Raw genomic sequence first — 23,797 nt, 5'->3', positions numbered from 1 at the left:
CGCACTTTCTTTCCCTGAAGCGTCCGGTCGGCCACCGAGCCAACCTTAAAAGGCCTCCCGGCCTGATCTGACACGTTTTCAGGATCCCAATCCATGTCGAACTACGCCTTTCGCGCGGCCATGATGGCCAGCGTCACCACACTCACGCCTGCCAGTGTGCCCGCCCAAGCTCAGGGCATCGGTCAGCAGCAAGACGTCATCATCGTCACCGCATCGCGCACCGGCACGCTCACGGCCCCCACCACCGATGAAGCTCGCGCCGCACTTGAGCGCATTCCGGGTGCCATCGGCTTTGTCGATAGCAGCACCTTCGCTGACGACTTCACGCAAAGCATCGGCGATGCGCTGGCGCTGACGCCGGGTGTCTTCGCCGATAACAGCGCCCAGCGCGAAAGCCGCATCTCGATCCGTGGCTCAGGCCTCAATTCAGGGTTCGAGCGGCGGGGCCTGACCGTGTTGCGCGATGGCGTGCCGATCAGCCGGGCCAGTGGCAGCACCGAGTTTCAGGAAGTCGACCCGCTCACGATCCGCTATCTGGAAGTCTACAAGGGCGCAAACGGCCTGCAATTCGGCGCAGCATCGCTGGGCGGCGCCGTCAACGTCGTCAGCCCAACCGGCCGCACCGCACAAGCGCCCAACGCAGCGCGGATCGAGGGCGGCAGCTTTGAAACCGTGCGTGGGAACTTCTCGGTCTCGGGCGCGAGCGATACGGTAGATTACTTCGTCGGCCTCACGGGCCTCACCAGCCAGGGCTACCGCGAGCACAGTTCGGTCAAGAGCGTGTACGGCCATGGCAACATTGGCATAAAGCTTTCGCCCGAAATCGAGACCCGGTTCTATTTCACCGGGCTCAGCGACAACTTCGAACTCGCCGGATCGCTGCGCCTTGCCGACGCGCTGGCCAACCCGCGCGCGGCAGGCCGCCCGGTAACTGTCGGACCGTTCGCACCGGGCGGTGCCGTCACCGTGCTCGATCCCGGCCCGGTCGCCGATGACTGGGACCGCAATCTCGATGTGCTGCGCCTGTCCAATGTGACGGCATTTTCCTTCGGCCAGACGAAGCTCGAGGTTGGCGGCTGGTACGCCCGCCGCGTGCTCGATCACGCCATCACCCGCTTTGCCGGGATCATCGCTCAAGCAGAAGACGAGTTTGGCGGCTCGTTGCGCCTGTCTGGCCAGTTCGCGCTTGGTGCTGGCGATGCGCGCTGGACCGTTGGCGGCTGGCATGCCTTTTCGTCCAACGACGCCAAGACGTTCGCCAATGTCTCGGGCGCGCGCGGCGCATTGCGCACGCGGTCGGATCAGGATTCTGCCACCACCACGGGCTTTGCCGAAATCGATGTGCCGCTCTCCGGCTGGCTGAATGCCATCGGCAGCGGCCAGTATTCGCGCGTGGTGCGCGATGTGACCGGGCAACTCGTAACGGTCAGCGGACGCGGCGAATACGACCAGTTCAATCCGCGCTTCGGCCTGATCGCCAAGGTCGGGGAAAGCGCGCAGGTCTTTGGCAACGTGAGCCGCAGCTTCGAACCGCCCAGCCTTGCCGACCTCACATCAGGCGGAGCCACGCCTTTCGCGCCGCTCGATCCCCAGCGTGCGACGACCTTCGAGATCGGCACGCGCGGTCAGCAAGGCGCGCTTTCCTGGGACATTGCCGTCTATCGCGCCGAGATCGAAAACGAATTCATCGATAATGCGATCAACAACGGCGCAACGACGGTAACCGTAAACGCCAACCGCACGATCCATCAGGGGATCGAGGCAGGTCTCGATCTGTTCATCGCCAAGGAAGCGTTGCAGGCTCGCGGAGAACAGCTGCGCCTGAGCCTAGCCTACACGCTTAACGACTTCCGCTTCGATAAGGACGCCTTGTTCGGCAACAACACGCTGGCAGGTGTCCCCCGCCACTTGCTCAATGCCGAAGCGCGATTTGATCGCAAGGACAGCTTCTACCTCTCGGCCAATGTGCGCTGGGTGCCGCAGGGGCCATGGGCGGACTATGCCAATACCGAACGCCCCGATGGCTACGAATGGGTCGGGCTGACTGCCGGGGTCTATCTGATGAAGGGCCTGAAGCTGTTCGCCTCGGTCGAAAACCTGTTCGACGTACGCCACATTTCCAACGTCTCCACCGTCACAAACCAGTCGCGCGAACGTGCGGCGATCTACACTCCGGGTCAGGGCCGCGCCATTTATGGCGGCCTGAGCTTCGGTCTCTAAGGGGCGGGCGGTATGACTACCAAAGCAAAAATGGGCCGCTGGTCGTTTTCAAAGCACCAGTGGTTGGCCCTGATCGGCGGGATTTCGCTGCTGATCTGGGGCCTCTCCGGCCTCACCCACGTGTGGCTTTCGCTGTTTGGGCCACAGCAGGCGGTGTTCATGCCGCCTACCCAACCCGTCGATCTGGCGGGATCGAAGCCGGTGGCGCAAACACTTGCCGCCGCCGGCATCACCCGCCCGGTCGCCGTGCGCACCGTGCCCTCGGCTCACGGCACGCTGTATCAGGTGACAACCGATCCACTGGGCGAGCGACGCTATTTTAATCCAGCCAGCGGGGCCGAAATAGCGGGACAGGACCAGTTGCAGGCTGAGTACCTGGCCCGGCACTGGCTGGCTGAAAAGCGCGCAGTTACCTCAATCAATCTGCAAACCGCGTTCGATGACGATTATCCTTGGGTCAATCGGCAGCTTCCAGTCTGGAAAGTGCGGTTTGCAGGTGACGAAGGCCTTGTCGCCTATATCCACACCGAAACCGGCAGCCTTGCTGCGGTGAGTACCCACGCCAAGGCCGCACAGCAGCGCGTATTCCGCTGGCTCCACACATGGGACTGGTTCCCGCAATCTGCCGAATGGCTGCGCGTGGCCGTCGTAGGCCTCATGGTTTCCAGCCTCGCCGCGCTGGCGATCACCGGCATCATGATGCTGGTGGCAATCCGCCGCGCCAAACGTCTTCCCGGTGCGCGCGGGTGGCACCGCATGTCGGGCTATGTCCTTGCGCTCCCGTTGTTGATGTTCTCGCTCAGCGGAATCTACCACCTTGTGCAATTCTCGCTCGAACCGCCCGTGAGCCAGTTGCGCATGGCCCGCCCTCTGGACTTGTCGGCAGGGCGCTATCCGGTGGGTCAGGACTGGGCCAAGCTGGCGCAAGGCAGGCAGGTGCGCGGATTGTCGCTGGTCGAAGGCCCGCAAGGCCAGCCGCTCTATCGCCTCGATCTTGCTGCTGCCCCAATGGCCTCGGGCGGCGAACATGATCATCATGCGCATAAAATGCCCACGTCTGCCAACGCCATCCGCAAGGCACGTTTCGATGGCCTGCAACCGGGCGGCGCTGCGCTCTATGTCGATGTCGTCACGGGCAAGCCACTACCATTGGCCGACCGTGAACTGGCGCTGACCATTGCAAAGCGATTGGCCGGGGCCGACGCTCCCGTTACCGGCGCCACACTGGTCACCCGCTTTGGCACGGACTACGATTTCCGCAACAAGCGCCTGCCGGTGTGGAAAGTGGATTTCGGCGAGCCGGTCGATGCCAGCCTGTTCGTCGATCCAGCTACCGGCGTGCTCGCAGATCGGGTGGAGAACTGGCAAAAGCCCGAACGCGTGGTGTTCAGCCTGATCCACAAATGGAACTTCCTGTTCCCGGTGGGCAAGCTCGCGCTCAATGGCATTGTCGGTGGAGCAACACTTGCGCTGATCGTGCTGATGGCTGGGATTGGGCTATGGTTAGACATCCGGCGGCGCAAGCAGCGCGCTAAGCAACGCAAAGTCTAAAGTAAAAACAGCGGCGGCCCCAATCGCGGGGCCGCCGTCAATACAGCATGATCAAGCGATGTCCTTGATCTTCAGCTTCGGCTTCAATTCCGTTGCCGCTTTCTCTTCGCGCTTCCGCCGCTCGAAAACATTGAGCATGTATTGCCGATCAGCCTCGGTCAGAACCTCGACGCTGGCCACGAACTGCTCCGTCTCCTCTTCGCGGATATGGTGCAGGTATTTGTGCTGGAGATCGGCAAAGCGCTCCATCCACTTCTTCGTGCCCATATCGCGTGCGGTCAGGTCATCCAGCATCTTGTCGATGGTCTTGTGCTCAGCCACAGCATGCCGCGCATCCTCGGTTGTTTCCGGGTTGCGCAATATGGTGGACCACAAGGCCTGTTCTTCGGCCGCCGCATGCGATTTCAATTCGAGCACCAGTTCCTCGAACAGCGCCACACGATCCTTGGACTTGCCGTCAGTCGCTTCGATCATGGCCAGCAAAGCGCGGTGACGGTCATGATCTTCGATCAACCTGCCAAACACATCTGGGAGTCCGCGCAAGTCCGTCTCGGGCGTCTGGCCAATGCGTGCCGGTACATCCGGCGCAATCGCTTTGGCCTTTGCGACGCCCTTTGCCTTGGCTTGCGCAGGGGTTTCCTGCTCTTTCCTGGCGGGCTTTGCTTTTTTTGCTGGCATCGAATGGCTTCCCGACGAAATATACAGATTGGAGCGACGGACCTGCTTACCGGCCCTGCTTCTTCTTCATCGCGCGCGATACAAGCCAGCCGCCCGCAGCGGCGGCAATCATTCCACCAGGTCCCATGCGCCGCAGTACCATAGGCACGACTGTCGCGGCGACCACGCCAGCCATTGCGCCGCCGCTTTCGCTCATTCCGGGGGTGTGCTTGGCAATCTTCTTGCCAATCATTGCAGTTACAATCTTGCCCAGCATGTGAACTCCTCTTTCACGGCCTTGAACCCGCGCCCGAAGACATGGTTCCCGGCCCGATGAAAGAGCTATGCCTCGCTCATGAATGCGTCAATCGCCCCAAGGTGACGCACCACGGCGTCGTGCGGCAAGAACGATCCGGTAAAGCTGTTGCGCACCAAATTGGCCAGATCATCACGCGAAAGTCCGCGCGCCGCTGCCACCGCTCGGTAATTGTCAGCAACGTAGCCCCCAAAGTAGGCCGGATCATCGGAGTTGATCGTCGGTTTCAAACCCTCGGCCAGCATCCGGTCAATTGGATGGTCCACCAGATCGCCCACCACGCACAGCTTCAGGTTCGACAGCGGGCACACCGTCAGCGTCATCCCCTCGTGCGCCAGTCGCTGCACTAACGCAGCGTTTTCCAGTGCCCGGTTGCCATGATCAATCCGGTCCACATGCAGCAGGTCCAGCGCTTCATAAACATATTCCGGCGGGCCTTCCTCGCCCGCGTGGGCCACCAGTTTCAGCCCCTTTTTACGCGCTGCGGCGAAAACACGCTGAAACTTTGCCGGCGGATGGCCAACTTCGCTTGAATCCAGACCAACTGCCGCAATTTTGTCCAACCACGGTTCAGCCATAGCCAGCGTTTCAAATGCCGCTTCTTCGGACAGATGCCGAAGGAAACTCATGATCAGCGCGCTGGTCATGCCATGCTTGGTTTCGGCCCCGGCCATGGCGGTCAGCAGTCCTCGGATCACCGTGTCAAAGGCAATGCCTCGGTCCATGTGGGTCTGCGGATCGAACATGATCTCGGCATGCACCACGCCATCAGCCGCCGCCCGGTCAAAATAGGCCATCGCCAGATCATGGAAATCCGCCTCGGTCACCAGCACGCCTGCCCCAGCGTAATATATGTCGAGGAAGTCCTGAAGATTGGAAAAGGCATAGGCCGCACGCACTTCATCCACACTGACATAGGGGATCGCGATGCCATTGCGTTCGGCCAGCGCGAACATCAGTTCCGGCTCAAGGCTGCCTTCAATGTGCAGGTGGAGTTCGGCCTTGGGCAGGCGGACGATAAAGCTGTCGAGATCGGTCATGCCGATTGCCTTACTCCATCCCGGTCCCAAGCACAGCGTCCCAATACGTATGTTCGGCGCACCGCGCGGTCATCGCCCAGCACCTGCAACGCAAACAAGCGCTCGGCCAATGTCGCCCCGGCGGTACGGCGGCCGAGAAGCGGCGTTGCCTTGTCGTCCAGCACCACGAAGTCGGCCTCCTGCCCTTCGGCCAGCATGCCCACATCCCCATCGATATGCAGCAACCGCGCCGAACCGCCGGTTGCCAGCCACAGCGCGCGAAACGGGTCCAGCCGGTAGCCCTTGAACAGCCCCGCCTGATAGGCAATCCCCGCGTTGTGCAGCAGCGACAGCGACGTTCCCGCGCCGATATCTGACCCAAGGCCGAGCCGTACGCCAAGCCGTTCGGCTTGCGCAAAGTCGAACATGCCAGAGCCAAGGAACAAGTTCGAACTCGGGCAAACGGCCACCCCTGCGCCGCTCTTCGCCAATCTTGCGCAAGACCGGTCTGGCAGATGCACACCATGGGCAAAGACCGAATGGTCGGTCACCAGCCCGAAGCGGTCATAAACGTCGAGGTAATCTGCAGCCATCGGGAAACGCGCAGCCACTTCAGCAATTTCGCGCGTGTTTTCGGCCAGATGGGTGTGCAGCAGCACGCCGGGGTGATCGGCCACCAGCTTGCCCGCGCTTTCCAGCTGCTCATCACTTGACGTCAGCGCAAAGCGCGGCGTCACCGCATAGGTCAGCCGACCCTGTCGATGCCAGCGCCGGATCAGGTCAACGCTTTCGGCCATTCCGCTCTGCGGCGTATCCTTCAGCCCCTCTGGCCCCAGATCCATCAACACTTTGCCACAAGCCATGCGCAAGTTCCGCGCTTGCGCCGCCGCAAAGAACGCGTCGACCGATGCTGCGTGGACTGTGCCAAACACTAGCGCGCTCGTCGTGCCATGGCGCAGCAACTCGTCCAGAAACACCTCTGCCACGGCGCTGGCATGGGCCGGATCGGCAAAGGCCTTTTCCGCCGGAAAGATGTGCCGCTCCAGCCAGTCCAGCAGTTGTTCGCCATGGCTGGCGATCCGGTCCAGTTGGGGATAATGAACATGTGCATCGATGAAGCCGGGGACGATTAACCCCGACAAAGCTTCGATTTCGAGACCGGGGAAACGCGGAGAAACCTGCGCAAAAGCCCCGCGCGCCACAATCCGGCCGGCTTCGACCACCAGCAGGCCATCAGCATCATGCTGCAGCGCATCGGGCGCTTCGGCTGGATCGTGGGCGAGACTCAGAATTTCCCCACGAAAACCCTGCAAGGTCATGCCGCCACAGCCTGCACCTGTGCCAATTGCGGCAATTGTAGCAGTTGGGCCAAAACGGCCACGGCGATCACATCCGGCTCCTTGCCGGTCACCCCAGGCAGACCGATCGGGCAAGTCAGCCTCCCGCGCGCCGCTGCCGAAATTCCATCACGCTCCAACCGCGCCATGAACCGCACGCGTTTGGTCTTTGATCCGATCAACCCGGTAAAGGCCAGCGGTGCGCGCGCCAATGCCGCGTGGGTCAGCCGATAATCCAGCCCGTGATCGTGCGTCATGATCACCATCGCTGCATCATCCGGCGCGTCAGCCACACATTGCGCAATCGCGCTTTCGGGCACCACCGCCACGCCATCGATGGTTTCGAATGCCGGGCGCGTATCGAACCACGCCAGCCGCAGCGGCAAACCACCGACATGGCGCGCAATCGCCTGCCCCACATGGCCCGCGCCAAACAGATAGAGTGGACGGCGCCAGATACCGATCGCTTCGGCAAGGCTGGATCCCGCTTGCGGACGGTCCCCGCGCGCGGAAATCGGCATGGCCGGCCCATCGCCAACCCGCCGCTCAATGGTGCCGGGCTTCAGGTGGCTAACGAGCACCCGCCCTTCACCTGCATCCCCCAGCCAGCCGAGCGCAGCAGGATCGACATGTTCGATCAGCAGTCGCACGCGCCCGCCGCAGCACTGGCCCAGCAGCGGCCCCAATGGATAGTCCTGCACCCGCCACGTGCCCGCCGGATGGTCCAGCATTGCCCTAGCCTGCTCAATTGCCCGAAATTCGAGCGCGCCGCCGCCGATGGTGCCGTGTTCACCCTGCGCGGTCACCAGCATCCGCGTGCCCGCCCCGCGCGGGGCAGAGCCCTCGGTGGCCAGCACGCTGATCATCGCCACAGGGCCCTGCCGTGGCAGCGTGCGCAACTGTTCGATCCACTCCATCACGCCCCTCCCCCATGCTCGTTTGCCCTGTGCGCCGCAATCGCGCGCAGCACTGCCTCAGGCGTGGCTGGGGCATCGAGCGGAGGAAGTTCGCGCCACTCTGGGTTGGTCGCAGCAATCGCTGCACTGATCGCGCAGAAAACTGAATTGGCCAGCATCAGCGGAGGCTCTCCCACCGCCTTGGAGCGGTGGATCGTCGGCTTGGCGTTCTCCCCATCCCACAGATCGATGCGCAGCCGCTTGGGCCGGTCCGATGCAGTAGGCACCTTGTAGGTTGCGGGCGAATGGTTGAGCAGCCGTCCCTTGGTGTCCCACTCCACCACTTCGGTGGTCAGCCAGCCCTGCCCCTGCACAAACCCGCCCTCGATCTGCCCCCGGTCAATCGCCGGGTTCAGCGAGCGGCCCACGTCATGCAGAATGTCTACCGCCAGCACCTTGTGCTCACCGGTCAATGTGTCGATCACCACTTCCGAAACCGCCGCGCCATAAGCGAAGTAATAAAATGGGCGGCCCTTGTGACGCGAACGGTCATATTCAATCTCGGGCGTCGCATAGAACCCCGTTGATGACAGCGAAATCCGCCCCAGCCACGCCTTGCGCGCAGCATCGGCAAAGCTCAGACGCGTGTCGCCCGCAATCACCCCATCTGCGGTAAACTGCACATCCCCACCAAAAGCCCGCGCCAAGAACGCCGCCATCCGCTCGCGGATCGCCATGGCCGCACGGTGCGCCGCCATGCCGTTAAGATCCGCCCCCGATGACGCCGCCGTGGCCGAGGTATTGGGCACCTTGTCGGTCCGAGTCGCGGTGATCCGCACCTGCCCGACCGGCACCGCAAACACGTCCGCAACGATCTGCGCTACCTTGATGTAAAGCCCCTGCCCCATCTCGGTCCCGCCATGGTTCACCTGGATCGAGCCATCGGCATAGACATGCACCAACGCGCCCGCCTGGTTGAGGTGCGTGGTGGTAAAGCTGATCCCGAACTTCACCGGCGTCAGCGCAATGCCCTTTTTCAGCACCGGACTGCCCGCATTGAACGCCGCTATGGCCTCGCGCCGGGCATCGTAGCGCGACGTTTCCCGAAGCCGCTCAATCAGTTGCGGGGCGATGTTGTCTTCCAGCCTCATGCCATAAGGCGTCACATCGCGCCCCGGCCGATAAAGATTGCATGCCCGCACTTCCAACGGATCGAGCCCCAGCCGCGCCGCTACATGATCGCACACCCGCTCAATCGCCAGCATCCCCTGCGGCCCGCCAAAACCGCGGAAGGCGGTGGCTGAGACGGTATTGGTCTTCAACCGCTCCGAAACGATCTCCACATCGGGCAGGAAATAGCAGTTGTCGGCATGGAACATCGTACGGTCATTGATGCCCGGCGACAGGTCCATCGTCGCCCCGCAGCGCCCGCCAAAGCGCAAGCGCACCGCCGTCAGCAGCCCATCAACATCGTGCCCCGCTTCGTAATCGACCACGAAATCATGGCGCTTGCCAGTCGTGATCATGTCGTCATCGCGGTCGCACCGGAACTTGGCGGGCCGCCCGGTATGATGCGCCACCAAAGCGGCGGCAGCGGCAAACAGAGCGGCCTGACTTTCCTTGCCGCCGAATGCCCCGCCCATGCGGCGCACTTCCACGGTCACATCGGCGCTGGTCTTGTTCAGCAGCAGCGCCACCAGATGCTGCACTTCGCTGGGGTGCTGGCTGGACGAAACGACATGAATCTGCCCATCCTCCCCCGCCCGCGCATGGGCAATTTGCCCTTCAAGATAGAAGTGATCCTGCGCCCCAATCTTCAAGGACCCTGCCAACCGGTGCGGCGCAGCATCCAGCGCAGCATCGGCATCCCCCTGCGCCATGCGCTGATCCGCCTCGATCCGCATACCCGCCGCCCGCGCCTGCTCCACCGTGATTGCAGCTTCCAGCGGTTCATAATCGATCCGCCCCAGCCGCGCCGCCTTGCGCGCGGCCATGCGTGTTTCTGCCGCCACCAGAAACACCGGCTGCCCATGGCTGACCACCTCGCCATCGGCCAACACGCGATCATCGTGCGCAATCGGCCCGACGTTGTTTTCGCCCGGAATGTCGGCTGCGGTATAGACTGCCACAACGCCCGGAAACGCCCGCACCGCCGCAAGGTCCATGCCCACAATCCGCGCGCGCGCCTCGGTAGAAAGTCCGAACGCCAGGTGCAGCATGCCCACTGGTTCCGGCTCATCATCCACATAGCGCGCCTGCCCGGCCACGTGCAGATGCGCGCTGTCATGCGGGTTTGATGGCTTGGCCTCCACCGGCCAGAGCGGATCGGCGTCAGCCATCAGCACGCCTCCACATCAAGCACGCAAACGCCCGCGCCCTGCTCGCGATGCCACAGCCGCCACAGCAGCGCAGAAGCCGCCTCAATGCGATAGGCAGACGTCCCGCGCACATCGGTCAAAGGCTGAAAGTCCCCGCGCAAGGCCTCTGCCGCAGCAGCTATAGTAACCTCGGCGAACGGATGCCCAACCAGCGCCGCTTCACACCCCTGTGCGCGCCGGGGCGTTGCCGCCATGCCGCCAAAGGCCACGCGCGCCGCCGTGATCATCCCGCCCTCAACCGTCAGCGCAAAGGCTCCCAGCACCGCTGAAATATCGCTGTCAAACCGCCGCGAAAGCTTGGAAATGTGCACCACTGTTCCAGCTGCGGGACGCGGCACAAACACGCTCTCCACAAACTCGCCGGGCTGGCGGTCCTGCTTGCCGTAATCGAGGAAATAGTCCTCCAACGGCATCGTCCGCCGCCCCGCCGCAGACCGCAGCGTTAATTCCGCCCCCATTGCGATCAGCGCGGGCGGGCCGTCTCCAATCGGTGATCCATTGGCGATATTACCACAGACCGTGGCCGAGCTGCGCACTTGCAGGCCCCCGATGCGCCGCACCAGCTCACCCAGATCTGGATGCAGCCGCACCATGGCCGCATGGGCTTGCGCATAGCGCACCCCCGCCCCAATCCTCAGGCCCGCGCCCGTCTCCTCGATGCCTTTCAAATCGGCCACATCGCCGATGAACACCACGGTCTGCAAATCGCGCAAGCCCTTGGTCACCCACAGACCGACATCGGTTGCGCCCGCCACGATCCGCGCATCAGGATGCGCTGCCAGAATATCGGCAAGCTCTTGTGAGGAACGCGGCGCAAACCATTGCCTCCCCTCAAAAGTCCCGCTGGCATCATCGCCCAATCCGGCCAAAGCCTGCGCCAGTCCACTATCGTCTTGCACCAACCTCGATACGGTCTCTCCGGCCTCCAGGATCGGGCCATAGCCGGTGCAGCGGCACAAGTTGCCCGCAATTACATCGGCCACCGGCAACTCGCTCCCCAGCGCACCAATCGCCCGGCCGTGGAGCGACATCACGAACCCCGGCGTGCAAAACCCGCACTGCGAACTGCCATTGGCCGCCATGCAGGCCTGCAGCGGATTGAGCGCTCCTCCACGAGCAAGACTCTCCACTGTCATCAAAGCTTTACCGTGCAACATCGGCAGAAAAGCGATACAGGCATTGACCGCACGCCATTGCACCTGATCGCCAGAAAGTTCTCCCACCAGCACCGTGCAGGCCCCGCAATCGCCCTCGGCGCAGCCCTCCTTGGTGCCGATGCGGCGCAATGGTCCGCGCAGATATTCCAGCAATGTGCCCGTTGGATCGCAAGGCGTAATCTCCACCACATCACCATCCAGCAGAAACTTCACGCTCATCGCTCAGCTCCCCCGGTAGGTGGAATAGGCAAAGGGCGAGACCAGCAGCGGCACATGGTAATGCCCCGGACCAGCCAGACCAAAAGCGATGCGCACTTCATCCAGAAACGGCGGCTCCGGCAGGGTTACGCCCATCCCGCTGAAATAGGCTGCCACGGCAAAGACCAGTGCATATTGGCCCGGCACAAGCTCAGGCATCGCCTCGCTCAGGCCCGGACAGCGCCCATCAGAATTGGTCACGCCGGTGTAAAGCACCGTGCCCGCCTTGTCCTCCAACCGCAGTTTCACTTCGCTGGCGGGCAAACCGTGCATCGTGTCCAGCACATGGGTGGAAAGCGTGGTCATTGCGGTGCTCCTGCAGCAATCCACCGGCCCAGCGCATCGCGCTCGGCGCGGGTCATGCCAGTCATGTTCCCCATCGGCATAATCTCGGCATCTACGGCAACCTTCTTGATACGGTCCGCCGCCGTGCGGCTGTGGTCATAAGTATCGAGCATCACCCCCAGCGGCGGCGCGGTGAACGCCTCGCTAGTGGGCTTGGCTGCATGGCAACTGGTGCAGTGCTTCTGGAAGATCGGCTGGACGCTGGCCCATGTTGCAGGCCCGGTGGAAGCATCTGCCTCCTGCGCCACCGAGGGCAACGTCGCCTTCTCCGCCGAAACATATGTCACACTAATCAGCGCCATAACGCCCGCCACTGCCAGCGCCCGCCCGGTCTTCTCGCCACGATGACGCAAGTTGAACACATGGCGCATGGCAACGCCAGTCAGGCCCAGCAACGCCAGCACCAGCCAGGGCCGCGCAGCGCCAAACGTCATCGCGTAATGATGGCTGATCATGATGAACAGCACGGGCAGCGTCATGTAGTTATTGTGGAGCGAGCGTTGCTTACCCGCCTTGCCCAGCGCCGGATCAGCTACCTCGCCCCGCATCAGCGCCGCCACCACCTTGCGCTGGTTAGGGATGATCACGAAAAACACGTTGGCGACCATCACCGTGCCGATCATCGCGCCGATGTGTAGATAGGCCCCGCGCGCATTGAACACCCGGTCGAGACCCCATGCCGCCAGCACAAGAAACGCAAACCACGCCACGCCCAGCGTGCGGTTGTCACGCCCCAACGGTGATCGGCACAGCGCGTCATAGACCAGCCAGCCCGTCACCAATGCCGCCGCACCAATCGCGATGGCCGCCATTTGCGAAAGCTCCGCCTTGGCAGAATCAATGAGAAAACTCTCAGCGCCCACCCAGTAGATCAGGACCAGCAGCAGGAAGCCGGTGATCCAAGTGGTATAGGCCTCCCATTTGAACCAGTGCAGATCCTCAGGCATCTTGGCCGGGGCGACTGCGTACTTCTGCTTGTGATAGAACCCGCCGCCGTGGACCGACCACACCTCGCCAGTGGCCTCACCTTCCTTGGGCGGCACCAGATGATTGTCGAGCCACACGAAGTAGAATGACGACCCGATCCACGCGATGCCCGCGGTCAGGTGGAACCAGCGGATTGCAAGGTTCAGCCATTCGCCCCAGTCTATGGTCATCGGGCATCCTCCAGCCTGAGCCGGACAATCTCGCCGATCTGCGCGATGGCCGTAGCGATCTCGGTCTCGCGATCATTGTCGAGCCGTGCTTCCATTGCGCTGAGAATGCCGGCCTTGTCGGTCAGCCGCACGCAGATGATGAAGGGAAAGCCGAACCGTTCCCGGTAGGCCGTGTTCAACTCATGAAACCGCGCAAATTCAGCCTCGCTCAGCCGGTCGAGACCCGCTGACGCCTGCTCCGCCGCCGAAGCATCGGTCAGAGACCGGTCAATCGCAGCCTTGCCCGCCAATTCAGGATGCGCGCAAATCAGCGCCAGTTGCTCCTCGGGCGAAGCATCATACACCACCCCCATCAGATCGGCATGACGGTCCCCACAAGAAGGCCGCGCATCGGCCCGCGCCTCAACCCACGGGCTATGTTCGAACAGCGCGGTCATGATCCGCTCCCTTCAAGGCTGACATGCGCGGAGACGACTTTCCAGCCATCGACAAACTTCACCCAGGCCTGACTCTGCCGCCCGCGCCGGTCGCTCCCCTCGCGGAAAAACTCGGCGTCGGCGGTCGCAAAGCCCTCGCCGTAAACCGTGATCGCGACCTGCCCCAGCCTGCGCTGCGGCGATCCCCCGCGCCCCTTTCGGAATTCCCGGATGGCCTCCATCCCCCACAGCACTTCGCCCACGCCGAAGCGGTTGGTCGTTGGCGCATCGTGGAACAGCGCGTCCATCGCGGGCAGATCATCAGCCATCAGCGCGCGCTCATACGCTTCAAACGCTTGCGTGACTTCCGCCAGCAACACAGGATCATCGATCGTCACGCCGCACCTCCCGAATAAGGGTGCAGCGCGAGCCAGTGCCGAGCAATGTCGATCCGCCGCGCGATCCACGCATCGCCGCTTTCGATCACGTGGTCGAGGAACCGCGCCACCGCCCGCGCTCTCGCGGGCTTCCCTGCAATGCGCCCGTGCAGGCCGACCGACATCATCCGCCCACCCTCTTCGCGCAATTGTTCAAAAGTATCGCGCAAGTACCTGAAAAACTGCTCGCCCTCGGTAAAACCGTTCAGCGCCACCATCTTCATGTCATTGGCGTCGAGCGAATAGGGCACGATCAGTTGCGGCTTGCCGTGGCGCTCGTCCCAGTAGGGCAGATCATCGGCATAGCTGTCAGCGTCATAGAGGAAGCCCCCTTCCTCCACCACCAACCGCGCCGTGTTGGGTGAGGTGCGCCCTTGATACCAGCCTAGCGGCCGCTCGCCGGTCAGCTTCGTGTGCAGCTCGATCGCGCGCGCAATATGCTCGCGCTCCACCTCTTCGGGCTGATACTGGTAGTCGATCCAGCGGTAGCCGTGGCTGGCAATCTCCCAATCGGCTTCCAGCATCGCCTCAACCGCTGCCGGGTTCATCTCCATCGCAGCGGTCACACCAAACACAGTCACCGGCACGCGGCGCGCGGAAAACAGCCGGTGCAACCTCCAGAAACCAGCGCGGCTGCCGTATTCATAGAGACTTTCCATCGCCATCGCCCGCGCGGGATGGCTTGCCGCCCCCACCATGTCCGACAGGAACGCTTCTGAACCCTTGTCACCATTCAGAACGGAATTTTCCGCACCTTCTTCGTAGTTTATCACGAACTGCACAGCCACGCGCGCGCCGCCCGGCCATTGCGCGGCTGGGGGCGTCGCGCCATATCCAATCAGATCGCGCGAAAGCGTCATGCCGCCTCCCATGCAGCCATGGCCGCAGGCACCGCCTCGCCCAGCGGCAGGCTGAAGCCTTGCGCCTTGAGGCAAGCCTCCAGCGCGCCGAGCGTCAGCAGCACTTTGTGCTTCATCGCGTTGTAACCCATCGCGCCCAGCCGCCAGATCTTGCCCTGAAGCGGGCCGAAGGCAGTGCCGATCTCGATCTCGAAGTGATCGCGCATCATCGCGCGGATCGCCTCGCCATCGATGCCATCGGGAATGTACACGCCGGTCACATTGGTCATGCGGTGAGCATCATTGCCGAACACTGTCAGCCCCATCGCGCGCAGGCCCGCCGTCATCGCCGCACCCGCCTTGCAGTGCCGTGCAAACCGCGTCTCCAGCCCTTCACCCAGCGCCACGCGGGCGCATTCGCGGGCGGCATAAAGCATTGATGTCGCCTCAGTATGGTGGTTCAGCCGCTTGTCCGACCAGTAGTCCATGATCATGGCCAGATCGAAATAGTTGGACGGAATGCGCGGCCCTATCCCGTCGACAATATCGGCCCGGCGGATGCCCTGCTCCACATGGCGGCGCGCAAAAATGCGCTCTGCTGCGCTGTCCGATATCGTGATCGGCGCGCTGCCCGAAGGCCCGCCAAGGCACTTTTGCAAGCCTGCCGTCACCACATCAGCGCCCCAGCGGTCCGCCGCAATCTCCATGCCGCCCAGCGTCGCGCAAGCATCGACGTAAAGGTAGGCCCCCGCCGCCTTGCACAGCGCGCCCAGCCCTTCCAGCGGTTGCGCCATCGTTGTCGAAGTGTCGCCGTGGACCGTCGCCACGACCTTTGGCCCGAACTGCTCGATTGCCGCAGCAATGGCCTCCGTCGGCACCACTTCGCCCCAAGGCGCACTGACCTGCTCGATTTTCGCCCCCAGGCGCGAGAGAATTTCGGTCAGCAGCAGCCCGAAGCGCCCGAAATTTACCACCAGCACCGTGTCACCGGGTTCCACAAGACTCACCAGCGATGCTTCGATGGCAGCGCGGGCAGTGCCATCGATCAGCATGGTCCACTGGTTCCACGTGCCGAAGACCGGGCGGTAGAGCGCCATGACCTGATTCATGAAACCGGTCATTTCCGGGTCGAACTGCCCCAGCAGGTCCGCCGACATCGCGCGGAGCACGCGCGGGTGGGCGTTGACCGGACCTGGCCCCATCAGCAGGCGCTGCGGAGGATCGATTTCGCCGAACAGGGTTGGATCAAGCGGGGTCAAATGTCGCTCCCAAGTGTTTGATAAAGCCGAGCATGACCTGTAGCGCCACGTCGGCGTCGGCAGGATCGACATGTTCGGCAGGATTGTGGCTCACCCCGCCCCGGCAGCGGATGAAGAGCATCGCAGTGGGGCACAGCGCGGCCATGATCATCGCATCGTGGCCTGCGCCCGACACGAGGCGGAAGGGTGTTTGCGAAACGGCACCTGTGGCATTGTCAAGCAAGTCCATCAGTGCCGGATCACAGGGGCTGGCGGGCAGATCGTGGACCTTGCGCACCGCCAAACCGAGATCGCGCGCATTGGCTATCTCGCGGAAAAGCCGCAGGATTTCATCTGCCGCCACATCACGGCGTTCAGCCTCACCGGCGCGCACGTCCAGCGTGAAACTGCATTTTCCTGAAACGACGTTAGCTGCACCTAGATGCACCTGAACGACACCTACAGTGGCCACAAGGTCAGCAGGCCCCGCCTTGGCGACACTTTCAGCAGCCAGAACCATTTGCGCCATTCCGGCCACCGCATCGCGCCGCAAATCCATTGCGGTGGTGCCCGCATGACCCGCTGTGCCGCCGACTGTGACCTCAAACCGAAGCTGCGCGGCAATGCCGGTGACGGTGCCGACGGCAAGCCCCTGCGCCTCCAAAACCGGCCCTTGTTCGATATGCGCCTCGAAGTAGGCAAGCACAGATTCCGGCGCGCGGGCAGCCGTGGAATAGGCCTCTATATCAATGAGTTCTGCCAGTTTCACGCCATCCCTGTCCGCAACTTCCAGTGTCGCAGGATTTAGTGTCCCGGCCACCGCGCGGCTCGTGAGCATGGCAGCTGGGAAGCGGGAGCCTTCCTCGTCGCCGAAAGCATAGACTTCGATGGCAAAGGGCATTCGCGTGCCACTTGAGGAAAGCGCGGCAACTGCTTCAATTCCCAACGTTATTCCGAGCGGCCCGTCATAATGCCCGGCATTACGCACGCTATCGAGATGGCTGCCGATGATCAGAGCCGGGGCATCGGGCACAGCGCCTTCATACCGCCCGATCAGGTTCATCGCGGCATCGCGGCGCACCGACATTCCCGCCTCGGCCATCCACTGCGCCAGCTTGTCTTGCGCGGCGTGGTAGGCGGATGAGAGGTAGGTGCGAGTGAGGCCTTCCGCGCTGTCGCTAAACGGCGGCACGGCGAGGTCATCACAGCGGGAAACCGCACGAAATCCGCTACTTACCATGCGGCCACCCCGCCATCGCTGCGCGGATCGGTAGCGCCTTCCAGCCGCCCGTCGGCATGGCGCACGATGGCCCCTGCATGACCCATCGTTGCGGTTAGGGGGCCTACGCGTTCAACATCGTGCCCCGCTGCGGCAAGTGCCTGATAAAGCGCAGGATCAAAGCCGTCTTCCAGCTTGAGCGTGGTCGATTGCTCCCCCCAAGTCCGCCCCAGCAGCCAGCGCGGCGCAGAGATCGCGGCTTGCAGGTCAGCGCCAAAGCGGGCGTAGCGGCTGAACAACGCGGCTTGCGTCTGCGGCTGCCCTTCCCCGCCCATCGTGCCATAGGCCATCACCCGGCCATCATCGAAGCGCGCCAGCGCCGGGTTCAGTGTGTGGAAGGGTTTGCGTTCCGGTTTCAGGGCGTTCCAGCCGCTTTCCGCCAAACGGAAGCTGCTACCCCGGTTCTGCCAGGTGATCCCGGTTTTCGGCAGAACGAGGCCGGAGCCGAACTCGAAATAGGTCGATTGGATCGCGCTGACCACACGGCCCTGCCCATCTGCCGCGCCGAACCAGCAGGTATCGCCCCACTGGGGCGGCTGCGGCCAAGGGAGCGCCTTTGCGGGATCAATCCGCGCGGCCAGATCATCGAGTGCGGCGGGATCGGACAGCAGGCCCTGCCAGTCAAAGTCATGATACGCCGGATCGCTCACATGGATATCACGGATCAGGAAGGCTTGTTTGGTTGCCTCGACCAATCCGTGGACGTGATCGAAGCTGTCAGCCCCGCAAGCTGCCAACCTGTCAAACAGCGCAAGGATCAATAGCGAGGCAAAGCCTTGCGTTGGCGGCGCGCTGTTCCAAAGTTGGCAATCGCGTAAGCGAGTGGTCAGTGGCTGCGGACGGGTGGCGCAATGCGCAGCAAGATCATGCCCGGAAACCGGGCTTCCCAATGCTTCCAAATCTGCTGCAATATCAGAAGCCAACGGTCCGGTGTAGAAGCTGCCTAGCCCTTCCTCGCACAACCGCCGCAATGTCTGCGCCAGCAGCGGCTGACGCAGGACATCGCCCTCATGAAGTGGACGGCCCTTAGGCTCGAACGTCGAGACATAGGCCCCCGGCTGCACGCGCAATTCCGGCCCTTTGGCAGCAGCGATGGCGGCGTGGCCTGCGGTGACGGCAACGCCTGCTTCCGCATGAGCAATCGCATCGCGCAGCAGGCGCGCCAGCGGCAGGGAGCCGCCCGCGCTTTCCAGCGCCGCCTGCCAGCTGGAAATCGTGCCCGCCACGGTGTTCGCAGCGAGCGGGCCGCGAAACGGCACCACTTCCAGCCCTGCATAAAGTTCAAGCGTGGCCGCAGTTGCAGCCCCGCCGCAGCCGTGGATGCCATGCACCGCACCGTCCGGTTCATGGATCACCCAGAACCCATCGCCACCAATCCCGGTCATGTGCGGATAGACCACCGCAAGGCACGCGGCGATGGCGACGGTCGCCTCCACCGCGTTGCCGCCATCCTGCAGCACCGAAAGCCCCGCCTGCGCCGCAAGGTAATGCGGCGCGGTGACCATGCCTTTTGATCCGGTGACGGTGGTAAGGCTCATGCGATCAATCCGGCAGCGCGGCGAGATAGGCGCGCACGACGTGGGCGGAGTTGACTGACGCGAGATGTTCGAAGGTGTCCTCCATGTTCTTGTGCTTGTCGCCTCCGGCAAGGTCGGACAGGCTGCGGAAGACGATGGCCGGGACCGTGTTGGCATAGGCCACCTGCATCACCGCAGCGCTCTCCATATCGAGCACGCGCGCCTTCCACGCCTTGTGCAGATAGATGCGGAACTCGGCATTGTCGGCATAGATGCCCGCCGTCACGCCCGTGCCTCCCACTTCGATCTTGGGCACGCGCGGCAGGCACAGTTCCGATCCTGCCAGCATCTTTTCCGATGGCGGCACGCAGCGTTCCAGCGTCACCGTGGGCACAACCTTGCGCGCCAGATCGAGCAGGGCGGGATCGACCGGCACACGATAGATGCGCTTTGGCGGCGTGGTGGCATTGGCCATCACGGTGCCGCGAGGGAAGATGAAGAACCAGTTGGCCGGGCTTTCAGCGCTGCCCTGATCGGGCGGCATCCAGCCTTTCTTAGTCTTTCGCGCGAACGAAGCTTCGAGATACTGGCCCCAGTCTTCGGCCACGACTACATCGCCAATCGACAGCTTCGGGTCCACCCCGCCCGCAATGCCAGAAAAGACAATGCGCTTTACGGTGAACCGATCCAGAACCAGCTGCGTATTCATCGCGGCATTCACCACGCTGACTCCGCTTTGCATCAGGATGACCGGCTTACCTTCCATCGTTCCGGTCAGGAACGTGCCGCCGTTGATCTTGTGCTCCTTGGCCTCCTTTACCGTGCCGACCAGCGATTCCCATTCGGGGCGGAACGCGGTCATCACCACGGTGCGGGGTGTGTCATCGAGCTTCTGCGCCTGCGCAGCGGTTGGCAGCAGCAGGGCAGCAAGGGCAAAAGCGATACGGCGGATCATTCTGCAGCCATCCATGCAAAGCGCACCACAAACAGGGCGGCGAGGGTGAAAAGGAACCAGTCGGCTCGCGTGGCCTTGCCCTTCAGCAGCTTGAGCAGGGCGTGGGCGGTGATGCCGAAGGCAAGGCCATTGGCGATGGAGAAAGTGAGCGGGATCATCGCCACGGTCAGGAAGGCCGGGATCGCGGCCATCGGGTCTTCCCAGTCCACCTCGGTCAGCGGCAGCAGCATCAAGCCGCCGACCACGACCAGCGCGGGCGCGGTGGCGGCCAGCGGCACGAGCTGGGCATAGGGCGCGACGAACATTGTGGCGAAGAACAGCAGGCCGCAGACCACGGCGGTCAGGCCGGTGCGCCCACCCGCCTGCACGCCTGCCGCGCTTTCGACATAGCTGGTTACTGTGCTCGTGCCTGCTACCGCGCCCACCATTGTTGCGACGGCATCGGTCATCAAGATGCGGTTAAGGCCAGGAATCTTGCCCGCCGCATCCATCAACCCTGCGCGCTTGGTGACGGCGACCAGCGTGCCGATGTTGTCGAACAGATCGACGAACAGGAACACAAACAGGATTTCGACAAGGCCGATGCCCTGCTGGCCGGACAGGCCGAACACGCCTGCGATATCAAGCTGGAATGCGGTGCCGGTGAGCGCGGCAAGGCTGTAAGGTTCTGTCGGCGCGCTGGTTTGCCCAGTGAGCCATGCGGCGATGGTGGTCAGCACGATGCCGATCAGCATTGCCGCGCGCACGTTCCACACGCTGAGCGTGCCGATTACCACGAGGCCGAACAGCGCAAGCGCCGGTCCCGGCTCTGTCACACTGCCAAGACCGACAAAGGTGGCGGGGTTGGCCACGACTATCCCGGCGTCTTTCAGCCCGATGAAGCCGATGAACAGCCCGATGCCGCCCGCCACGGCCGCAAACAGATGCTGCGGGACGACCGAGACGATCAGCTGGCGCACGCCGGTGAGCGTCAAGATCAGGAAAGCGACGCCCGAAATGAACACGCAGCCCAGCGCAATCGGCCAAGGCACGCCCATCTGCTGCACTACGGTAAAGCTGAAATAGGCGTTGAGGCCCATGCCCGGTGCCAGCGCCAGCGGCGTGTTGGCGACCATACCCATAAGGATCGAGGCGAAGGCAGCGGCAAAGCATGTGGCCGCCGCAACCGAAGCCACCGGCATCCCCGCCTGGCCAAGGATCGCGGGATTAACCAGCACGATATAGGCCATCGTCAGGAAGGTGGTGAAGCCCGCCAGCACTTCGGTGCGCGTGTTGCTGCCGCGTTCGCGCATCTTGAAATGGCGTTCGAGCAAGCCCGTTTCCGCCACTGGTGCAGGCTCCACCGAAATTGCCCCCGTCATGTCAGTTCCCCCGCAATCAAGCGCTCCGGCGCGGTTACGCCGGTCATTCCGTCAAGTTCGAGTTTCGCCGCCAGCGCGAGCAAGGCCCCCTCGCCGCCGGGCTTGCCGATCAGTTGCAGCCCGAGCGGCAATTGGCCGGGGCGGCGGAGCGGCACCGCCAGCGCGGGCAGCGCGGTAAAGGTGATCGGCTGCGTATGAATTCCAAGGTCCGCACGCGCGGGGCTGAGCGCACTGTCGATCATGATGCGCGGGTCTGCGATCAGGGGCGCAGAACACGGCGTGGCAGGGGCGAGCAGCACGTCGAAATCGGCGATCAGGGTGTTCAGGCGCCACAGGAAGTCTGCGCGGAAAGCTTTTGCTTTTGCATAGAGTTCTTCTGGCAGCAGCGCGCCTGCAATCAGCCGGTCGCGCACAGCCGGGTCATAGGCAAGTGCGCTTGTGGCAAGTGTCGCGCGATGCAAGTGACCGCCTTCATAAGCGGTGATCAGGAAGGCGGCGCTGCGGGCGCGGGCGATGTCTGGCAATTCGAGCAGCGGGGCGTCAGGGGAAGTGGCGTCGATTGCGGCGAGCTGGGCAGGATCGGCATTCTCGCGGAAGCGTCCGCCAAGGCGGGCGATGCGGGTTTTGCCCGGTGCTTCGGGTATCGGTTCGCCGCGCAACACGCCCCAGACCAGCGCCATATCGTCAAGGCTGGCGGTGAAGGGGCCGATATCGTCAAAGCTTTCGGCGAAGGGGAACGTGCCCTTCAGCGGCAGCGAGGCGTGGGCTGGCTTCAGGCCGTAGAGGCCGCAGAGGCTGGCCGGGACGCGGATGGAACCGTTGGTATCCGAGCCGAGCGCGAAGGGCAGCAAGCCCGCGGCCACAATAGCGGCGGAACCGCCCGAAGAGCCTCCGGCAAGCCTTGCCGGATCGTGCGGGTTGCGTGTGGTGCCTTGGGTCGCGTTGATCGTGGCGAAACCGTAAGCGAATTCGTCCATGTTGAGCGTGGCAGTAAGCACAGCTCCAGCCGCGTTAAGGCGGCGGATAGCTTCGGCATCGGTGCTGGCCGGGGCCACATTAGCGCGGACGGCAGAGCCTGCAGTGGTGGGTAGGCCTTCCACGTCGAACAGATCTTTGACGCCATATGGCACGCCAGCGAGAGCGCCGGGGTCTTGCCCCTGCGCGATTTTTGCATCGACTGCCGCAGCCTCGGCCAGCGCGCGCTGTTCGAGAACGCGGGTAACGGCAACGTGGTCGTCGGCTTTCAATGCCGCAATCGCCTGCTGCGCCACCGTTGTTGCGGTGACCTCACCCGCCCGGACGGCGGCAGCGATTGCGGCGGCGGTTCTCATTTGTCGCTCTGCCCGTGCAAAGTCTTGGCATGGCGGGTGAGCAGTTCGAGGTTGGCAGTCACGCCGGGGCGGCATTCATTGGGGATGGGCAGGCCGATGGCCTTGGCGCGGGCGAGCGCCTCGGCTTCGCCCTGCGGGGGTAATGCAGCGGCGGCTTCGCCTTCGGCGCGGTAGCGGCCAGCAAGCCATGCGCAGACGAACAACTGCAACTGATGGAAGATCATCAGTGGCAGGATCACCATGCCGACTTGCGCCGGAGCGAAGAGCGCACCCGCCATCGGAACGCCGGAAACGAGGCTTTTCTTCGAGCCGCAGAACAGCAGGACGATAGCGTCTTCGCGCGGGAGACCGGCGGCTTTTGCAACCACGCCGTTCACCGCGATCACAATGGCGAGGATCACAGCCGATGCCAGCAGCAGCACACCAAGATCGAACGGCCCCACCTTCTGCCATACGCCGTTCGCCACGGCGGCGCTGAATGCGGAATAGACGACCAGCAACACCGAGGAACGGTCCACCGGCTGGAGCAGTTTCTTGTGCTTGTCGATCCATTTGCCGATCAAGGGGCGCAGCAGGTGTCCTGCCACGAAGGGCAGGAGCAGCTGCGTGGCGATCTTCTGGACCGAGCCGAGGCCGTCCATCTCGCCCGCGCCGCCTGAGTTAATGAACAGCGCAACCAGCAGCGGCGTCAGCACGATGCCGATCAGGTTTGAAAGCGAGGCGCTGCAGACGGCTGCCGCGACGTTGCCGCCTGCCATGGCGGTAAAAGCGATGGAGCTTTGCACGGTGGAGGGCAGCAGCGCGAGGAACAGCAGGCCCACGGCCAGCGATGGATCAATCACCAGGCCCGTCACGCGCGCGGCGGCAAGGCCCAGCACCGGGAACAGCGCATAGGTGAAGGCCAGCGTCAGCAGATGCAGGCGCCAGTTGCCGATGCCCGCCAGAATGGCCTCACGTGAGAGTTTGGCGCCGTGGAGGAAGAACAGCAGCACGATGGCGGCGTCGGCAGCGATGTCGAACGCGGCCAGCGCGGTTCCGCGTGCGGGCAGAATGCTGGCAAGCACGACGGTGCCGACCAGCCAGAGCAGGAAAGGATCGACCGACGGTAGTTTGAAACGCTTGGCCATGCTGAT

21 protein-coding genes are annotated in these 23,797 nt (G+C 63.3%); 2 read left to right on the top strand and 19 right to left on the bottom strand.

Features of this window, described 5'->3' with window-relative positions; genetic code table 11:
• The first annotated feature begins 93 nt into the window (after positions 1–93).
• Positions 94–2,220, top strand: coding sequence for a TonB-dependent receptor family protein (locus tag AC2A1F_RS13880; protein WP_484209358.1), 2,127 nt, complete (start codon positions 94–96; stop codon positions 2,218–2,220).
• 12 nt (positions 2,221–2,232) lie between these two features.
• Positions 2,233–3,771 (top strand): PepSY domain-containing protein, encoded by a 1,539-nt coding sequence (locus tag AC2A1F_RS13875; protein WP_484209357.1) that lies wholly within the window; start codon positions 2,233–2,235, stop codon positions 3,769–3,771.
• 51 nt (positions 3,772–3,822) lie between these two features.
• Here AC2A1F_RS13875 and AC2A1F_RS13870 read toward each other — a convergent pair whose 3' ends face one another.
• The 19 genes from AC2A1F_RS13870 to AC2A1F_RS13780 all read right to left on the bottom strand — a co-directional run bounded on the left by AC2A1F_RS13870 (position 3,823) and on the right by AC2A1F_RS13780 (position 23,791).
• On the bottom strand, positions 3,823–4,449 hold the full coding sequence (locus AC2A1F_RS13870; RefSeq protein WP_484209356.1) for a hemerythrin domain-containing protein: 627 nt from the start codon (positions 4,447–4,449) through the stop codon (positions 3,823–3,825).
• Between the two features lie 46 nt (positions 4,450–4,495).
• Positions 4,496–4,705 (bottom strand): hypothetical protein, encoded by a 210-nt coding sequence (locus tag AC2A1F_RS13865; RefSeq protein ID WP_484209355.1) that lies wholly within the window; start codon positions 4,703–4,705, stop codon positions 4,496–4,498.
• A 65-nt stretch (positions 4,706–4,770) separates the two neighbouring features.
• A complete protein-coding gene (locus tag AC2A1F_RS13860; RefSeq protein ID WP_484209354.1) occupies positions 4,771–5,784 on the bottom strand; it encodes an adenosine deaminase in 1,014 nt (337 codons plus the stop codon).
• On the bottom strand, positions 5,781–7,082 hold the full coding sequence (gene guaD / locus AC2A1F_RS13855) for a guanine deaminase (protein WP_484209353.1): 1,302 nt from the start codon (positions 7,080–7,082) through the stop codon (positions 5,781–5,783). Before guaD ends, AC2A1F_RS13860 begins: the two co-directional genes overlap by 4 nt.
• Positions 7,079–8,017, bottom strand: coding sequence for a xanthine dehydrogenase accessory protein XdhC (xdhC, locus tag AC2A1F_RS13850; protein ID WP_484209352.1), 939 nt, complete (start codon positions 8,015–8,017; stop codon positions 7,079–7,081). The genes guaD and xdhC overlap by 4 nt, the downstream gene beginning before the upstream one ends.
• Positions 8,017–10,335 (bottom strand): xanthine dehydrogenase molybdopterin binding subunit, encoded by a 2,319-nt coding sequence (gene xdhB / locus AC2A1F_RS13845; protein WP_484209351.1) that lies wholly within the window; start codon positions 10,333–10,335, stop codon positions 8,017–8,019. The genes xdhC and xdhB overlap by 1 nt, the downstream gene beginning before the upstream one ends.
• Entirely contained in the window at positions 10,335–11,750 is a 1,416-nt protein-coding gene (gene xdhA, locus AC2A1F_RS13840) for a xanthine dehydrogenase small subunit (RefSeq protein ID WP_484209350.1), read from the bottom strand. Before xdhA ends, xdhB begins: the two co-directional genes overlap by 1 nt.
• Positions 11,751–11,753: 3 nt before the next feature.
• Positions 11,754–12,095 (bottom strand): hydroxyisourate hydrolase, encoded by a 342-nt coding sequence (uraH, locus tag AC2A1F_RS13835; RefSeq protein ID WP_484209349.1) that lies wholly within the window; start codon positions 12,093–12,095, stop codon positions 11,754–11,756.
• Positions 12,092–13,291 carry a urate hydroxylase PuuD gene (locus AC2A1F_RS13830; RefSeq protein WP_484209348.1) on the bottom strand — a complete coding sequence of 400 codons (1,200 nt, stop codon included), beginning with the start codon at positions 13,289–13,291 and terminating at the stop codon, positions 12,092–12,094. Before AC2A1F_RS13830 ends, uraH begins: the two co-directional genes overlap by 4 nt.
• Positions 13,288–13,728 carry a 2-oxo-4-hydroxy-4-carboxy-5-ureidoimidazoline decarboxylase gene (gene uraD / locus AC2A1F_RS13825; RefSeq protein ID WP_484209347.1) on the bottom strand — a complete coding sequence of 147 codons (441 nt, stop codon included), beginning with the start codon at positions 13,726–13,728 and terminating at the stop codon, positions 13,288–13,290. Before uraD ends, AC2A1F_RS13830 begins: the two co-directional genes overlap by 4 nt.
• Complete coding sequence (gene hpxZ / locus AC2A1F_RS13820; protein ID WP_484209346.1) at positions 13,725–14,105, bottom strand: oxalurate catabolism protein HpxZ; 381 nt, start codon at positions 14,103–14,105, stop codon at positions 13,725–13,727. Before hpxZ ends, uraD begins: the two co-directional genes overlap by 4 nt.
• On the bottom strand, positions 14,102–15,004 hold the full coding sequence (gene puuE / locus AC2A1F_RS13815; protein WP_484209345.1) for an allantoinase PuuE: 903 nt from the start codon (positions 15,002–15,004) through the stop codon (positions 14,102–14,104). Before puuE ends, hpxZ begins: the two co-directional genes overlap by 4 nt.
• Entirely contained in the window at positions 15,001–16,185 is a 1,185-nt protein-coding gene (locus AC2A1F_RS13810) for a pyridoxal-phosphate-dependent aminotransferase family protein (protein ID WP_484209597.1), read from the bottom strand. Before AC2A1F_RS13810 ends, puuE begins: the two co-directional genes overlap by 4 nt.
• Positions 16,186–16,228: 43 nt before the next feature.
• The gene (locus AC2A1F_RS13805) at positions 16,229–17,461 is read right to left on the bottom strand and encodes an allantoate amidohydrolase (protein WP_484209344.1); all 1,233 of its coding nucleotides are present in this window, start codon (positions 17,459–17,461) and stop codon (positions 16,229–16,231) included.
• Positions 17,455–19,038, bottom strand: coding sequence for a gamma-glutamyltransferase family protein (locus tag AC2A1F_RS13800; RefSeq protein WP_484209343.1), 1,584 nt, complete (start codon positions 19,036–19,038; stop codon positions 17,455–17,457). Before AC2A1F_RS13800 ends, AC2A1F_RS13805 begins: the two co-directional genes overlap by 7 nt.
• Positions 19,039–19,042: 4 nt before the next feature.
• Positions 19,043–19,972: a 5'-methylthioadenosine/S-adenosylhomocysteine nucleosidase gene (locus AC2A1F_RS13795; protein WP_484209342.1), complete on the bottom strand. Its 930-nt coding sequence runs from the start codon at positions 19,970–19,972 to the stop codon at positions 19,043–19,045.
• Positions 19,969–21,333, bottom strand: coding sequence for an NCS2 family permease (locus tag AC2A1F_RS13790; RefSeq protein ID WP_484209341.1), 1,365 nt, complete (start codon positions 21,331–21,333; stop codon positions 19,969–19,971). Before AC2A1F_RS13790 ends, AC2A1F_RS13795 begins: the two co-directional genes overlap by 4 nt.
• Positions 21,330–22,664: an AtzE family amidohydrolase gene (locus AC2A1F_RS13785; protein WP_484209340.1), complete on the bottom strand. Its 1,335-nt coding sequence runs from the start codon at positions 22,662–22,664 to the stop codon at positions 21,330–21,332. The genes AC2A1F_RS13790 and AC2A1F_RS13785 overlap by 4 nt, the downstream gene beginning before the upstream one ends.
• On the bottom strand, positions 22,661–23,791 hold the full coding sequence (locus tag AC2A1F_RS13780) for a bile acid:sodium symporter (protein WP_484209339.1): 1,131 nt from the start codon (positions 23,789–23,791) through the stop codon (positions 22,661–22,663). Before AC2A1F_RS13780 ends, AC2A1F_RS13785 begins: the two co-directional genes overlap by 4 nt.
• Between the last annotated feature and the right edge of the window lie 6 nt (positions 23,792–23,797).

It is taken from the genome of Novosphingobium sp. HNCC26BN242, assembly GCF_057180525.1.
The sequence above is the reverse complement of the archived record's forward strand: the minus strand, read 5'-3'. Positions and strand labels throughout refer to the sequence as shown.

What these genes read in the sequence shown, in the direction of transcription:
- AC2A1F_RS13785 (WP_484209340.1), bottom strand. Translation starts at nt 22,664, where the DNA reads ATGAGAACCGCCGCCGCAATCGCTGCCGCCGTCCGGGCGGGTGAGGTC.
- AC2A1F_RS13870 (WP_484209356.1), bottom strand. Translation starts at nt 4,449, where the DNA reads ATGCCAGCAAAAAAAGCAAAGCCCGCCAGGAAAGAGCAGGAAACCCCT.
- AC2A1F_RS13810 (WP_484209597.1), bottom strand. Translation starts at nt 16,185, where the DNA reads ATGGGGCCAGGTCCGGTCAACGCCCACCCGCGCGTGCTCCGCGCGATG.
- AC2A1F_RS13805 (WP_484209344.1), bottom strand. Translation starts at nt 17,461, where the DNA reads ATGGTAAGTAGCGGATTTCGTGCGGTTTCCCGCTGTGATGACCTCGCC.
- uraD (WP_484209347.1), bottom strand. Translation starts at nt 13,728, where the DNA reads ATGACCGCGCTGTTCGAACATAGCCCGTGGGTTGAGGCGCGGGCCGAT.
- AC2A1F_RS13780 (WP_484209339.1), bottom strand. Translation starts at nt 23,791, where the DNA reads ATGGCCAAGCGTTTCAAACTACCGTCGGTCGATCCTTTCCTGCTCTGG.
- AC2A1F_RS13795 (WP_484209342.1), bottom strand. Translation starts at nt 19,972, where the DNA reads ATGATCCGCCGTATCGCTTTTGCCCTTGCTGCCCTGCTGCTGCCAACC.
- AC2A1F_RS13800 (WP_484209343.1), bottom strand. Translation starts at nt 19,038, where the DNA reads ATGAGCCTTACCACCGTCACCGGATCAAAAGGCATGGTCACCGCGCCG.
- AC2A1F_RS13860 (WP_484209354.1), bottom strand. Translation starts at nt 5,784, where the DNA reads ATGACCGATCTCGACAGCTTTATCGTCCGCCTGCCCAAGGCCGAACTC.
- xdhB (WP_484209351.1), bottom strand. Translation starts at nt 10,335, where the DNA reads ATGGCTGACGCCGATCCGCTCTGGCCGGTGGAGGCCAAGCCATCAAAC.
- guaD (WP_484209353.1), bottom strand. Translation starts at nt 7,082, where the DNA reads ATGACCTTGCAGGGTTTTCGTGGGGAAATTCTGAGTCTCGCCCACGAT.
- AC2A1F_RS13865 (WP_484209355.1), bottom strand. Translation starts at nt 4,705, where the DNA reads ATGCTGGGCAAGATTGTAACTGCAATGATTGGCAAGAAGATTGCCAAG.
- puuE (WP_484209345.1), bottom strand. Translation starts at nt 15,004, where the DNA reads ATGACGCTTTCGCGCGATCTGATTGGATATGGCGCGACGCCCCCAGCC.
- xdhC (WP_484209352.1), bottom strand. Translation starts at nt 8,017, where the DNA reads ATGGAGTGGATCGAACAGTTGCGCACGCTGCCACGGCAGGGCCCTGTG.
- AC2A1F_RS13880 (WP_484209358.1), top strand. Translation starts at nt 94, where the DNA reads ATGTCGAACTACGCCTTTCGCGCGGCCATGATGGCCAGCGTCACCACA.
- uraH (WP_484209349.1), bottom strand. Translation starts at nt 12,095, where the DNA reads ATGACCACGCTTTCCACCCATGTGCTGGACACGATGCACGGTTTGCCC.
- xdhA (WP_484209350.1), bottom strand. Translation starts at nt 11,750, where the DNA reads ATGAGCGTGAAGTTTCTGCTGGATGGTGATGTGGTGGAGATTACGCCT.
- AC2A1F_RS13830 (WP_484209348.1), bottom strand. Translation starts at nt 13,291, where the DNA reads ATGACCATAGACTGGGGCGAATGGCTGAACCTTGCAATCCGCTGGTTC.
- AC2A1F_RS13875 (WP_484209357.1), top strand. Translation starts at nt 2,233, where the DNA reads ATGACTACCAAAGCAAAAATGGGCCGCTGGTCGTTTTCAAAGCACCAG.
- AC2A1F_RS13790 (WP_484209341.1), bottom strand. Translation starts at nt 21,333, where the DNA reads ATGACGGGGGCAATTTCGGTGGAGCCTGCACCAGTGGCGGAAACGGGC.